Origin of the sequence: Shinella sp. M27, assembly GCF_049199905.1 — a bacterium.
Classification (GTDB): Bacteria; Pseudomonadota; Alphaproteobacteria; order Rhizobiales; family Rhizobiaceae; genus Shinella.
This window is the reverse complement of sequence record NZ_JBLZPK010000007.1, coordinates 85,312-99,192: the sequence shown is the minus strand read 5'-3', so window position 1 is coordinate 99,192 and position 13,881 is coordinate 85,312. Positions and strand designations below refer to the sequence as shown.

General features: G+C 63.4%; 13 protein-coding genes. 10 read left to right on the top strand and 3 right to left on the bottom strand.

Features of this window, described 5'->3' with window-relative positions; genetic code table 11:
• Position 1 precedes the first annotated feature (1 nt).
• The 9 genes from proB (at position 2) to ACOZK4_RS01600 (ending at position 8,875) form a co-directional block, all read left to right on the top strand.
• Positions 2–1,171 carry a glutamate 5-kinase gene (gene proB, locus ACOZK4_RS01640; RefSeq protein ID WP_421590041.1) on the top strand — a complete coding sequence of 390 codons (1,170 nt, stop codon included), beginning with the start codon at positions 2–4 and terminating at the stop codon, positions 1,169–1,171.
• A complete protein-coding gene (locus ACOZK4_RS01635; protein ID WP_421590040.1) occupies positions 1,164–2,441 on the top strand; it encodes a glutamate-5-semialdehyde dehydrogenase in 1,278 nt (425 codons plus the stop codon). Before proB ends, ACOZK4_RS01635 begins: the two co-directional genes overlap by 8 nt.
• A gap of 37 nt (positions 2,442–2,478) precedes the next feature.
• Positions 2,479–3,087 carry a nicotinate-nucleotide adenylyltransferase gene (locus ACOZK4_RS01630; protein ID WP_421590171.1) on the top strand — a complete coding sequence of 203 codons (609 nt, stop codon included), beginning with the start codon at positions 2,479–2,481 and terminating at the stop codon, positions 3,085–3,087.
• A gap of 103 nt (positions 3,088–3,190) precedes the next feature.
• Positions 3,191–3,604 carry a ribosome silencing factor gene (rsfS, locus tag ACOZK4_RS01625; protein WP_117371367.1) on the top strand — a complete coding sequence of 138 codons (414 nt, stop codon included), beginning with the start codon at positions 3,191–3,193 and terminating at the stop codon, positions 3,602–3,604.
• Positions 3,605–3,684: 80 nt separating this feature from the next.
• Positions 3,685–4,167, top strand: a complete 483-nt coding sequence (rlmH, locus tag ACOZK4_RS01620; protein ID WP_421590038.1) for a 23S rRNA (pseudouridine(1915)-N(3))-methyltransferase RlmH — start codon at positions 3,685–3,687, stop codon at positions 4,165–4,167.
• 206 nt (positions 4,168–4,373) lie between these two features.
• Complete coding sequence (locus ACOZK4_RS01615; RefSeq protein WP_421590169.1) at positions 4,374–5,750, top strand: murein hydrolase activator EnvC family protein; 1,377 nt, start codon at positions 4,374–4,376, stop codon at positions 5,748–5,750.
• On the top strand, positions 5,740–7,062 hold the full coding sequence (locus tag ACOZK4_RS01610; protein WP_313524109.1) for a S41 family peptidase: 1,323 nt from the start codon (positions 5,740–5,742) through the stop codon (positions 7,060–7,062). The genes ACOZK4_RS01615 and ACOZK4_RS01610 overlap by 11 nt, the downstream gene beginning before the upstream one ends.
• Positions 7,063–7,132: 70 nt before the next feature.
• Entirely contained in the window at positions 7,133–8,338 is a 1,206-nt protein-coding gene (locus ACOZK4_RS01605; protein ID WP_421590036.1) for a divergent polysaccharide deacetylase family protein, read from the top strand.
• A 9-nt stretch (positions 8,339–8,347) separates the two neighbouring features.
• Positions 8,348–8,875: an RNA pyrophosphohydrolase gene (locus ACOZK4_RS01600; RefSeq protein WP_421590035.1), complete on the top strand. Its 528-nt coding sequence runs from the start codon at positions 8,348–8,350 to the stop codon at positions 8,873–8,875.
• Between the two features lie 55 nt (positions 8,876–8,930).
• Here ACOZK4_RS01600 and ACOZK4_RS01595 read toward each other — a convergent pair whose 3' ends face one another.
• The 3 genes from ACOZK4_RS01595 to ACOZK4_RS01585 all read right to left on the bottom strand — a co-directional run bounded on the left by ACOZK4_RS01595 (position 8,931) and on the right by ACOZK4_RS01585 (position 13,076).
• Entirely contained in the window at positions 8,931–11,900 is a 2,970-nt protein-coding gene (locus tag ACOZK4_RS01595; protein WP_421590033.1) for a calcium-binding protein, read from the bottom strand.
• Positions 11,901–12,313: 413 nt separating this feature from the next.
• Positions 12,314–12,799: a bacterioferritin gene (bfr, locus tag ACOZK4_RS01590; RefSeq protein ID WP_421590032.1), complete on the bottom strand. Its 486-nt coding sequence runs from the start codon at positions 12,797–12,799 to the stop codon at positions 12,314–12,316.
• Positions 12,765–13,076, bottom strand: coding sequence for a (2Fe-2S)-binding protein (locus ACOZK4_RS01585; RefSeq protein WP_313524097.1), 312 nt, complete (start codon positions 13,074–13,076; stop codon positions 12,765–12,767). Before ACOZK4_RS01585 ends, bfr begins: the two co-directional genes overlap by 35 nt.
• A 386-nt stretch (positions 13,077–13,462) precedes the next feature.
• Between ACOZK4_RS01585 and ACOZK4_RS01580 the strand changes: the two genes are divergently transcribed.
• On the top strand, positions 13,463–13,881 hold a 419-nt coding region (locus tag ACOZK4_RS01580), incomplete at its 3' end, for a metallopeptidase family protein (protein WP_421590031.1).

Sequence of the window (13,881 nt, the reverse complement as noted above, 5' to 3'; positions counted from 1 at the left end):
GATGACGAAGAACCGCAAACCGCTCGGAAAACACCGCCGGATTGTGATCAAGATCGGCTCGGCCCTGCTCGTGGACCGGGCTACGGGCCTGAAGAAGGCCTGGCTCGATGCGATGTGCAAGGACATCGCGGCGCTGAAGGCCGGCGGCACGGATGTGCTCGTCGTCTCCTCCGGCGCCATTGCGCTCGGCCGCTCCGTGCTGAAGGTGCCCTCGGGCGCCTTGAAGCTGGAAGAAAGCCAGGCCGCGGCCGCCGTCGGCCAGATCGCGCTGGCGCGCGCCTGGTCGGAGAGCCTGTCTTCCGACGGTATCGTCGCCGGCCAGATTCTGCTGACCCTCGGCGATACGGAAGAGCGCCGCCGCTATCTCAATGCGCGTGCGACGATCAACCAGCTTCTGAAGCTCGGCTCCGTGCCGATCATCAACGAGAACGACACCGTCGCCACGACGGAAATCCGCTATGGCGACAATGATCGCCTCGCTGCCCGCGTCGCGACGATGACCGGTGCCGACCTGCTCGTTCTACTGTCGGATATCGACGGTCTCTATACGGCGCCGCCGCATCTAGATCCCGAGGCCCGTTTCCTCGAAACCATCGATGCCATCACGCCCGAGATCGAGGCGATGGCGGGCGGGGCGGCGTCGGAACTGTCGCGCGGCGGCATGCGCACCAAGATCGATGCCGGCAAGATCGCGACCGGCGCGGGCTGCGCCATGATCATCGCGTCGGGTAAGGTCGATCATCCCCTGCGGTCCATAGAAGAGGGCGCGCGTTCCTCGTGGTTTGCGCCTTCGGGTTCGCCGGTCACGGCACGCAAAACCTGGATTGCCGGGCAGTTGCAGCCGGCTGGCCGGCTGGAGATCGATGCCGGTGCCGAAACGGCGCTCAGCGCCGGCAAAAGCCTGCTGCCTGCCGGCGTGCGCGGTGTCTGGGGCTCGTTTTCGCGCGGCGACACGGTTTCGATCTACGGCACGAACGGCCGCGAGATCGCCCGTGGCCTTGCCGGCTACGATGCAGACGAAGCGCGGCTGATCGTCGGCAAGAAATCCGCCGATATCGCCGAAATCCTCGGCTATGCCGGCCGCGCCGCGATGGTGCACCGGGACGACCTCGTGGTGACCGGCCTTGCCGTATCGGCCGCGGAGGCGGGAAAGGACGTGAGCCATGCTTGATCAGGTCAAGACCGATATCGACGCCCTGATGGCCAAGATCGGCCGCAACGCCCGCGCCGCCGCCCGCCCATTGGCCATTGCCACGGCCGTGCAGAAGAACCGCGCGCTCGAAGCCATGGCGGCCGAAATCTTCGCCAACCGCGACGCCATCCTCAACGCCAATGCGATCGACCTCGCCAACGCCCGCGAAAGCGGCGTCGCCACCTCCTTCATCGACCGGCTGACGCTGACCGCCGAGCGCATCGACAGCATTGCCGCCGCGATCCGCGACATCGCCGATCTCAAGGACCCGGTCGGCGATATCATCGCCGAATGGGATCGGCCGAACGGCCTGCATATCGAGCGCGTGCGCACGCCGCTCGGCGTCATCGGCGTGATCTATGAAAGCCGTCCCAATGTGACCGCGGATGCCGGCGCGCTGTGCCTGAAGGCCGGCAATGCCGTGATCCTGCGCGGCGGCTCCGACAGCGTGAATTCATCGCAGGCGATCCATTCCTGCCTCGCCGCCGGCCTCAAGACCGCCGGCCTGCCGGAACACGCCATCCAGTATGTGCCGGTCACCGACCGCGCCGCCGTCGGCGCCATGCTGTCCGGCCTCAACGGATCGATCGACGTCATCGTGCCGCGCGGCGGCAAAAGCCTTGTCGCCCGCGTGCAGAGCGAGGCGCGCGTGCCGGTCTTCGCCCATCTCGAAGGCCTCTGCCATATCTATGTCGATAAGTCGGCCGACCTCGACATGGCCAAGAGAATCGTCGTGAACGCCAAGATGCGGCGCACCGGCGTCTGCGGCGCGGCTGAGACGTTGCTGATCGATCGCGCCGTTGCCGACACGCATCTTACCCCGCTCGTCGAAGGTCTCGTCGCCGCCGGCTGCGAGGTGCGCGCCACGGACGAGATTCGCGCCCGCATCCCCGGCCTTGTCGCCGCAAGCGAACAGGACTGGTCAACGGAATATCTCGACGCGATCATCTCCGTCTCTCTGGTCGACGGCATTTCGGGCGCCGTGGAACACATCAATCGCTGGTCCTCCGCCCATACGGAAGCGGTGATCGCCGAAGACCCCGATGTGGTCGAGCGCTTCTTCAGCGAGATCGATTCGGCCATCCTCGTGCACAATGCCTCCACCCAGTTCGCCGATGGCGGCGAGTTCGGCATGGGCGGCGAGATCGGCATTGCGACCGGCAAGATGCATGCGCGCGGCCCCGTCGGCGTCGAGCAGCTCACCTCGTTCAAATACCGGGTGCGCGGCACCGGACAGGTGCGGCCCTGAGGTGACGGCGGACGCGGTTGCAGAGCGTTATCTGAGGATGCCGCATGTCGAAAAGGGCATGTCGGTCGGCCTGTTCGGCGGCTCGTTCAACCCGCCGCACCAGGGTCATGCGCTGGTTGCCGAAACCGCCCTGCGCCGCCTTGGCCTCGACCAGCTCTGGTGGATGGTGACGCCGGGCAACCCGCTGAAAGACCACAAGGAATTGGCGCCGCTTGCCGAGCGCATCCGTCTCAGCGAAGAGATCGCTCCCAGTCCCCGCGTAAAAGTGACGGCCTTCGAAAAGCGGCTTGGCCAAAGCTATACGGCCAAGACCTTGGAACGCGTGCAGGCCCTGAACCGCGGCGTGAATTTCGTCTGGATCATGGGCGCCGACAATCTGAAAACCTTCCATAAGTGGCAGAACTGGCAGAAGATCGCCTGCACCTTCCCCATCGCCGTTATCGATCGGCCGGGCTCGACGCTCGCCTATCTCTCCTCGCGCATGGCCAAGACCTTCGACTATGCCCGCGTCGACGAGGAGGATGCGATGAGCCTGCCGGGCCGGCGCGCACCCGCCTGGACCTTCATCCACGGGCCACGCTCGCCTCTCAGCTCCACGGCGCTGCGGACACGCACAACGCTAGAGAAAACCATCCATCAGAAGTGACGTCTTGAAAGTGGTAACCATTGGTGCCTACATTTAGTAGGTGCCGGCGACGACATATACCGGCACGAGACGTGCTTGACCTGTTTTACGGAAAGGAACGAACCTGACAACAGCGCACGCAAAGGGAAACGTCATCGGCGTTTTCTCCAGGAGCGCGGGCCGCAGCGACGATGCCGCCGACCGTGCCCTTCACCTGGTCCTCGCTAGCCTCGAGGACTCGAAGGCAGAAGATATCGTCACGATCAACATTGCCGGTAAATCGGCGCTGGGCGACTACATGGTGGTCGTGTCCGGACGCTCGAACCGTCACGTCATGGCGATTGCCGACCACCTCATCTCCGACATGAAGGACGAAGGCCTGGGCAATGCCCGCGTCGAAGGCCTTGAAGCCGGCGACTGGGTGCTCATCGACACGGGCGATATCATCGTCCATGTGTTCCGGCCTGAGATTCGGGAGTTCTACAACATCGAAAGGATGTGGGCGGCTCCTGAGATGGAAGACGGTACGGTTCACTAAACAACACGCCGGGCTCCTGTCCGGCGGGGAAACACGGTGGCGCCGCTGAAGCGCCACCCGAACGGACAGGGCTTCGGGCGATGCGGGTTGGACTTTTTGCGGTTGGACGGCTGAAGGCCGGCCCTGAGAAGGATCTTGCGGCCCGCTATATCGACCGTTTTGTGAAGGCCGGTCCCGCTATCGGCCTCGAACTCGGCAAGATGGCCGAAGTCGGCGAAAGCCGCGCCGGCAATGCCGAGACGCGCAAGCGCGAGGAAGCGGCGATGCTGGAAAAGGCACTGCCCGACGGCGCCGTGCTGATCCTGCTCGACGAGCGTGGCAAGTCGCTCGATTCACCCGGTTTCGCCAATCTTCTCGGCGGTTTCCGCGATGCGGGAAAACGCGAATTGATGATCGCCATCGGCGGCGCCGACGGGCTGGACCCCGCCCTTTACGACCGAGCAGATGCGACGCTCTGCCTTGGTAAAATGACCTGGCCGCACCAGCTCGTGCGCATCCTGCTCGCCGAGCAGCTTTATCGCGCCGTCACCATCCTCTCCGGCCATCCCTATCACCGCAGCTGACACCATGGCCGCGCAAGCCCCCAGGTTCAGAATAGCGGGGGTCCAGGATGGCAGAGGCCGTATTTTTGGCACTCTTCTGTCCAAGGGATCTTCAGGCTGCGGGATTTCTTGGCGAAAGCGCCAAATCAGCTTAGAGCGGTCAGAACAGATTTTGGGAAACGATGAGGAAAACCGGCAAAGCCTTTCCCGGTGGAGACGTCAGCCGCCTGCTGCGGCCGGCGCTGCTTTCGGCTGTGCTATCGCTTGCCCTCCTGCCCCATCCCATCGCCGCCGAGCCGAACGAGGCCGCCGTTACGACCGGTTCCCTGCCGAAGGCCGAGGTCGATCCCGCCGCCGCTCTGTCGCTGCGCCGCGACAGCACGCGCCGTGAACTGGAAACGCTGTCCCAGTCGATTACGGTCTCCGACGAGAAGACCAAGGCGCTGGAAGCCGAAATCGCCAAGCTGGACAAGTCTCGCCAGACCCTGCGCGACGAGATCGTGAAATCCGCGGCGATGCGCAAGGACATGGAAGAGAAGATTCTCGCCGGCGAAAAGCGCCTGGAAGGCATGCGCGAGCGGGAAGCGGGCGTGCGCGCCTCGCTGCACGATCGCCGCGGCCTGCTTGCCGAAGTACTCGCCGCGCTTCAGCGCATGGGCCGCAACCCGCCGCCGGCGCTGCTCGTGACGCCCGATGATGCGCTCGCCTCGGTGCGAAGCGCCATCCTGCTCGGCGCCGTCGTGCCCGGCATTCGCAAGGAGACCGATGCGCTCATCGACGATCTCTCCGCGCTGATGGACATCAAGAGCGACATCGACCGCGAGCATACCGAACTGACGGACGCCATGCAAAAGCGCGTCGAGGAGGAGAAGCGCTCGGAACTGCTCATCGCCGAAAACGAGGCGCTGGCCACGACCAACAACCGCACGCTCGCCGCCGAGCGCCGCCGCGCCGAAGAGCTCGCGGCGCGTGCCTCGAGCCTCGAGGGCCTGATCGGCAGCCTCGAGCAGGAGATCGGCTCGGTGCGCGATGCCGCAGCGCTTGCCAAGTCCCAGGAGGAGGCGCGGCGCAACCAGTCGGACGCCGAGCGCGAGAAGGCGCGGGCGCTCGCCCGCGATAGCGTGCCCGACAAAAACCGCATTGCTCCCGCATACGAATTTCAGGAATTGCAGGCAAAACTCGACTATCCCGTGGCCGGCGACGTGCTGCGCCGGTTCGGTGACGCTGACGGTACCGGCCATGATTCGCAGGGTATGACGCTGGCGACCAATGCGGGCGCTCTCGTCACGGCACCGTCGGATGGATGGATCGTCTTTGCCGGAACGTTTCGCAGTTATGGACGCATGATCATTCTGAATGCCGGGGAGGGCTACCATCTGGTGCTCTCGGGCATGGACAAGGTGAATGTGCGTGAGGGTCAGTTCGTCGTGGCGGGTGAACCGCTCGCCGTGATGGGTGAAAAAAGGGTTGCGAGTGTCAATGCTTTGACGCTGGAAACAGACAAGCCGACACTTTACATTGAATTCCGAAAGAACGGAAAACCGGTTGATTCCCAGCCGTGGTGGTCCGCCAAATATTCTGGAAAGGCACGCAATGATTCGTAGGGCTTCACTCGTTCTCGTCGGTGCACTCATGGGTGCGACGGCCATGAGCGTCATCAACACGGCAACGTTGCCCGCCGAAGCCGCCGGCTCGTCGACCTATCGCGAGCTGTCCATCTTCGGCGACGTGTTCGAGCGTGTGCGCGCGCAGTACGTGACGCCACCGAAGGAAGACCAGCTGATCGAGAACGCCATCAACGGCATGCTCTCCTCGCTCGACCCGCATTCGTCCTATATGAATGCCAAGGACGCCGAGGACATGCGTACCCAGACGCGCGGCGAATTCGGCGGCCTCGGCATCGAAGTCACGATGGAAGACGAACTCGTCAAGGTCATCACCCCGATCGACGACACGCCGGCCGCCCGTGCGGGCGTTCTGGCCGGCGACTTCATCGCGAAGATCGACGGCGCAGATGTGCGCGGCCTGAAGCTGGAAGAAGCCGTCGAGAAGATGCGCGGCGCCGTCAACACGCCGATCAAGCTGACGCTGATCCGCAAGGGCGCCGACAAGCCGATCGAGCTCACCATCATGCGCGACATCATCGCCGTCCGGGCCGTGAAGTCCCGCGTGGAAGGCGATGTCGGTTATCTGCGCGTCATCTCCTTCACGGAGAAGACCTATGACGACCTGGAAGCCGCGATCACCAAGATCAAGAAGGAAGTTCCGGAAGACAAGCTGAAGGGCTACGTGCTCGACCTGCGCCTCAATCCGGGCGGTCTGCTCGACCAGGCGATCAATGTGTCCGACGCCTTCCTGGAGCGCGGCGAGGTCGTTTCGACCCGTGGCCGCAACGAGGACGAAACCCGCCGCTTCAATGCGACGCCAGGCGACGATGCCGACGGCAAGCCCGTCATCGTGCTCGTCAACGGCGGCTCGGCTTCGGCGTCGGAGATCGTCGCGGGCGCGCTGCAGGATCTGCGTCGCGCCACCGTGCTCGGCACGCGTTCCTTCGGCAAGGGTTCGGTCCAGACCATCATTCCGATGGGTGACGCCGGTGCGCTTCGCCTGACGACCGCGCTCTACTACACGCCGTCGGGCAAATCGATCCAGGGCACGGGTATTACGCCCGACATCACGGTCGAACAGCCGCTGCCGGCCGATCTGCAGGGCAAGCTGGAAACCGCCGGTGAATCCAGCCTGCGCGGCCATATCCAGGGCCAGAGCGAAACGGATCAGGGCTCCGGTTCGGCCGCCTATGTGCCGCCGGAAGCCAAGGACGACGTGCAGCTTCAGTACGCGCTGGAACTGCTGCGCGGCCAGAAGACCGACAAGGCGTTTCCGGCCAATCCGGAAAAGGCCGAGCTGAAGAACTAATCCCCTCATCCGGGCCCGTCACCGCACGGGCCCGGATGTCCTATGCAGCTTCGGCCAGCGCGGACTGACCTTGGGCACAGACATTCACGCACCGCTCGGCCAGGACCGCAAGGCAAGGCCGCAACCGGCGGGACCGTCACGGTTCTCCGCCGGCAATGTCATGTTTGCCCTCACCGTCGCCGGCCTTCTCGGCTTTTCCTCCTGGACGGCCATGGCGCCGAGCGGCCTCATCACGACGCCGCTGCCCGCACCCGCAGAAGAAACTGCCAATAGCAGCCAAACCGCTGACACCAAGGCCGACCAGAAGGTTGCCGTGGCCGGGGAACGCGTGCCCCGCACGTCAGGGCTATCAGGCGCACGCGTCGAGGAAACGCTGACAGATGACGGCAATGTCGTGCGTACCTACAAGCCCGGCGGGCGCACAGGGTCCGGCCCGCTGATCATCGAAGCCGGCGGCGTCGGCCAGGATTCGCGCACGGCCGCCTTCCCGAACGAGGACCTGCTGGAGGATACGTCGGACGGCAAGATTCCCGTGATCGGCCTCGACGGCACACGGCCGATGGATCAATACGCCCGGCCCTGGTCGGGTGCGCGCGGCACGCGCATCGCCATCGTCGTCGGCGGCCTCGGCCTCAGCCAGACGGGCACGCAGCGCGCCATCAAGGAATTGCCGGGTGAAGTGACGCTCGCCTTCGCGGCCAGCGGAAACAGCCTGCCGCGCTGGATGCAGGAAGCCCGCCGCGACGGCCACGAAATCCTGTTGCAGGTGCCCTTCGAGCCCTTCGATTACCCGGAGAACGATCCCGGTCCGCACACGCTGCGCACCGATCTCAGCGAAGCCAAGAACCTCGCCGAGCTGCACCGCGCCATGGCGAAGACCACCAACTATACCGGCATCGTGAACTTCATGGGCGGGCGCTTCCTGTCGGATGCGGACGCCCTGGAACCGGTCATGCGCGATGTCGCCAGCCGCGGCCTGCTCTTCCTCGACGACGGCAGTTCGGCGCAGTCGCTGTCCGGCACGATTGCCGGCGCCGTCGAGGCGTCACATGCTTTCGCCGATCTCCAGCTCGATGCCGACCTGTCTCGCGAATCGGTGCTGAAGAAGCTCGATGAGCTGGAACGCATCGCGCGGCGCAACGGCACGGCCATCGGCATCGCCTCGGCCTTCGACGAGAGTGTGGACGCCATCCGCGAATGGTGCGAGGAAGCAGGCGGCCGCGGCATCGAGATCGTCGGCGTCGCATCGCTCGCGGATATCCCCGCCAAACAATAGGACCTTTCGATGGGCAAGGACAAAGACAGGGTGATCAGGGCCGAGGATCTGCCCTACCGCCCCTGCGTCGGCATCATGGTGCTGAATGCGGACAACAAGGTCTGGGCCGGCCGGCGCATCGCCATCGGCAATTCCGAATATGACGGCTCGCCGCAGCTGTGGCAGATGCCGCAGGGCGGCATCGACAAGGGCGAAGATCCGCTGGAAGCCGCCTATCGCGAACTCTACGAGGAAACCGGCATGAAGAGCGTCTCGCTGCTCGCGGACGCGGGGCGCTGGATCAATTACGACCTGCCGGAACACCTGATCGGCATCGGCCTCAAGGGCAAGTTCCGCGGCCAGACGCAGCGCTGGTACGCCTTCCGCTTCGAAGGGGCCGAAAGCGAGATCGCCATCAACCCGCCACCGGGCGGCCACGAGCCGGAATTCGACGAATGGGGCTGGAAGCCGATGCGCGAGCTGCCCGAACTCATCGTGCCCTTCAAGCGCAAGGTCTATGAAGAGGTCGTCGCCGCCTTCGCGCATCTCGCGCCCTGAATGCAAAAACCCTCCCCGGGGCGAGCCGGGGAGGGTTCTCTTCGGTCTGACGTGATCAGAGGAAGCCGAAGTCGCTCGTCGAGAGCGTCTTGATGCCCTGCAGCGTGGCAACCAGTTCGAGATCCGCGTCCGAACCCTTGCCATCGGCGTCGAACCACAGGCGGCCATTGTCGCTTTCGAACAGGAACGTGCCCTTGCTCGACGTCGCCACCGGATCGGCACCGACGACCAGCGTCACGGCCGCGTCACCGGATGCGATGCCGTAGTCGCTGCGATCGATCATCAGCTTGTCCTGACCGCGGGTGAAGTCGGTGATGACATCACCCTCGCCGTCCCGGCCTTCGAGGTTGAAGATGAACAGATCCTTGCCGGAACCGCCGGTGAGCCAGTCGTCGCCCGCGCCACCGGAGAGCATGTCGTCGCCGCCACGGCCTTGCAGCACGTCGTCGGCGCCGCCGCCATAGAGCGTGTTGGCGCCGGCATCGCCCCGGATATCGTCGTCGGCGCTGCTGCCGTGGATAATCTCGACATTCTTGACGGTGAGACCGAGGGCCAGACCCTTGTTCTTCGCCTGGTTTTCCAGATCGAGGACGACGGAGGTCGGACCGTCCTTGAACATCAGCGTGTCCTGGCCGGAACCGCCGTCGAAGACGTCCTTGCCGGTGAAGGCGGTGCGAACGAGCGTGTCATGACCGGCATCGCCGAACAGCCGGTCGTCGCCGGCACCGTCTTCCAGCCAGTCATGGCCGTCGGCACCATGCAGCACGTCATTGCCGGCATTGCCGTATAGCTTGTCATTGAGACTACCGCCGGTGACCGTGTCCTTGCCCTTTGAGCCGTCATAGACGAGTGTTTCGAAGGCGTTGAAGCTGGTCGTGGCATCGACAGTCACCTTGCCGGTGGTGAACTTGAAGCTGATATCCTTCGTCTGCTCGGCAACATCGAGATCAAGGGTGTCGGTACCGATGCCGCCATCGGCGGCATCACCGATGCCGGCATAGACGGTGTCGTTGCCCGCTTCGGCATAGAGCTTGTCGCGGCCGCCGGTCTTGTTCAGGCCATCGCCATAGAGCGTGTCGTTGCCGTCGCCGCCGCGCAGGGTGTCGTTGCCGGCATCACCCGAGAGGATGTCGTTACCCGCGCCGCCCGTCAGCGTGTCGGTGCCGGCACCGCCGCGCAACTCGTCATTCAGCGCACCGCCGGTAAAGACGTCATTGCCCGTCCCGCCGTAAAGCGCGACGCGCTCGATATTGTTCACCGTAACCGGCGTGCCGGCGACGACGACGCTCGGCGCCACCTTGAAGGTGATGCCCGACGAATATTTGCTGAAATCGATGGAGGCAAAGTCCGTGCCCGTGCCGCCGTTGAGCGTCAGCTTACCGGTGGAGGCCGTGCGGTAGAAGCTGTCATTGCCCGCGCCGAGATCGACCGTGTTGTGGCCGATCGACGAGCCCAGGTCGCCGACGCGCACCACGTCGTTGCCGTCGCCGGCATTGATCGTGTTGGTGCCGCCGGCATCGTACAGGCTGTCATTGCCCGCTCCTGATGTCAGCTTGTCATTGCCGGCACCGCCGTCGAGCACGTCGGAGCCGGCCGTGCCGATCAGCGTGTCATTGCCGGCAAAACCATAGAAGCGCACGCTGCTGGCCGAGCCCACCGATTTGACGACATCGTTGCCCGAACCGAAGGCAACCTCGATCGTCTCGAAATTGTTCAGCACCGTGCCGTCGCTGATCTTGGCTGAGGCACCGGTGGCCTCGAAGGTCAAGGCCGCCGTCGCGGTCTTGCGATCGACGGAAACCATGTCGATACCCTTGCCGCCATCGGCCGTATCGGCACCGCCGTCACCGAGCTTGACATAGTCGGCACCCGTGCCGGTCGTGACCTTGTCCCTGCCGAGACCGGCATCGACCCGGTTGCTGCCGTCGCCGGCATTGACGACATCGTTGCCGGCCCCGGAATTGATGACGTCGTTGCCGGCAAGCGTCGTGATCGTGTTGGCGCCGGTTCCGGTGGCGTTAACCGTATAGTGTTCGAAGCCCGAAATGGTCGTGCCGCCGCCGATCGTGTTGACGACGGTCGCCGCCTTGGCCGTGAAGTTGCCGGTAAAGGCATCGAGCACCAGGCGGTCGCTGCCGCTCGTATCGGTGATGGTGTCTTTACCCTCACCATATTTATAGGTCACGGTGTCGTTACCGGAACCGCCGTTGATCGTATCGTTACCGGCCCCACCATCGATAAGATCGTCACCGGCATCGCCATAGAGCTTGTCGTTGCCGGCATCGCCATTGATGAAATCCATGCCGGTGCCGCCATAAACGGTATCGTTGCCGGCGCCACCTTGGAGAATATCCTCGCCCTGGTCGCCGTAGATGAGATCGTCATCTGCACCACCGTCGATGAGATCCAGGCCGTAGCCGCCCCGTAGCGTATCCTGGCCCGCGTCGCCGCTCAGTATGTCCATGCCGCGGCCACCGGAAAGGATGTCATTGCCGAGACCACCCGTCAGAATGTCGGTGTAGTTGCCGCCGGTGATCTTGTCGGCAAAATCCGTGCCGGTGATCTGGAAGCTCTCGACCTGCACCGCGGTGACATTGCCTGTCAGCACCTGCGGCGAAATCCAGTCCTTGATCGTTATGTTGAGGCCGGTTGCCTGATCGGAATAGTTGAGGCTCAGAATGTCGGTGCCTGAACCGCCGTTGACGACGTCGCCTGACGCGGTCTGCAGCCGGTTGAGCATGAACATGTCACGGCCTGAACCGCCATAGAGCGTGTCGGCACCCGCACCGCCATCGAACATGTCGTTGCCGCTGTCGCCGTAAAGCGTGTCCTTGCCCTCGTCTCCCATGAGGAAGTCGTCCTGGAAGGAACCATTGGCCGTGTCGTCGCCGGCACCGCCCATGATCTGGTCTTTACCCATGCCGCCGTTGATCTTGTCGGCGCCGCCGAGCGCCATGATGAAATCGTCTTCGAGATCGCTGCCGAGCAGATTGTCGACGCCATCCGTACCTATTACCGTACCCATTCAGGTCTCCTGATCTAGCCTTCTGGACATGCGCCGGCGTCCACGATCTCATCCAAGCCGTCTCGGAAGGCATCGCGGTCCGAGAAGAGATGCCTGACCAGGCGCGCAGATGGACAATGCCTAAGCAGGGCCAAGAGCAACGTCAAGTTGCGATTTTTTGCATCTTTCCGGGCGGGGACCGGCGTCGTCTGTTCAGTCGAACGCTGCGGGCTGCATGCGTTCTTGCCGGCTATATTGTGCAAAAAAAGTCACGCCCCTGTTCCCGCGGGAACTGACAGGGGGGCGCGCGGCACCGGCGCGAGCCCCCCTGTTACCGGGGGAACAGGCTCAAAAAACGGGGCCGGAAACGAAAAAACCCCGGACAAGCCGGGGTTTTCATCAGTCGGAATGGCTGGCCGCGAAGGGCCGGGCCCTTATTCGGCTTCGTTGGCCGGGGCCGCGTTGAGCTGGCCGTACTTTTCCTCTCCGAGCTTGCCGAGCAGCTCCAGCTGGGTTTCGAGGAAGTCGATATGGCCTTCTTCGTCGATCAGCAGTTCTTCGAACAGCTTCATGGTGACGTAGTCGCCAGCCTCGTGACAGATGTCACGCGACTTCTTGTAGGCCGCGCGGGCATCGTATTCGCCGGCGAGATCGGCTTCCAGGACTTCCTTGACGTTCTGGCCGATGCGCAGCGGTGCGACCGTCTGCAGGTTCGGGTGGCCTTCAAGGAAAATGATGCGTGCGACGAGCTTGTCGGCGTGCTGCATCTCTTCAATGGACTCGGCACGCTCCTTCTTGGCGAGAAGCGTGTAACCCCAGTCCTCGAGAAGGCGGTAATGGAGCCAGTACTGGTTAACAGCACCCAGCTCGAGATAGAGCGCTTCGTTAAGCTGCTCGATGACCCTTTTGTCGCCTTTCAAGATCCGCTCTCCTGTTTTCTTCATGGAATTGTTTGAGGCGGGTCATGAAATCAAATATCTCGTCGCCCGTCGAGTCACGGCGGGCGTGATACTGCTCGGTGGTGCGGATGATGATATCGACGACATTGGGGAAACAGCCGCAGCAACGGCCGCGCTTCTGCATCGCGTGATAGACCTTTGCAGGCACGATCAGCTGCCAACAGTCCTCGTCGAGGAGGCTGTTGACCACGTCGGCAATGTCCGTGTCGGTGATGAAATTGCAGCTGCAAACGAGCATTTCGTCTTGCCTGTCTTACGCTAAACACTGGATTTCCGGCATTAAGCAAAAGAGGACATTGGGTGTCAAGAATGAACAGGTCAGGCTTGCTGACTCAATAATTTAGAGTCGTTCTAATCTTGATTAGAATCATCGTCTTTTCAGCACCTTACAGTTCGACGACAGTGGACAGCGCGGCCTCCGTCTGCGTCAAACTGACCGATCACGAATTGTTGCAAACCCCCGTTTTCACTGAGCGCATTTCTGAATCCGGCGAAACATCCAGAAAGGCCCTGCGGCCGAATCGAGTGCAAGCCGCCCGGTTTCAGCGACCGAAGCCGCGCGCTTTGCAATTGTACCCTCGAAAAACCCTGGAAATCGTCTATATGACGGGCAAAGGAGAGCCCATGGCCCGCATTGACCAGACCGAGGATTGGCGCAACCGCCATGCCCCGACCATCAGCACGTTCGAATCGCTGGCGCTGGAGTCCTATGGTCACCTGCCGGAAGAGTTCCGCGCGCTGACGGGCAACCTCATCATCGAGATCGCCGAATTCCCGAGCGACGACGTCTTCGAGGACATGGCGCTCGAAACGCCCTTCGACCTGCTCGGCCTGTTCGAGGGCCGCGGCATCAGCGAGCGCTTCACCGTCGAGACCGGCGAGATGCCGAACCGCATTACCCTCTACCGCCGCCCGATCCTCGATTACTGGGCGGAGAACGAGGAAACGCTCGGCGACATCATCACCCACGTGCTCATCCACGAGATCGGCCACCATTTCGGCCTGTCGGACGACGACATGGAGCGCATCGAGGCGAGCGCGGA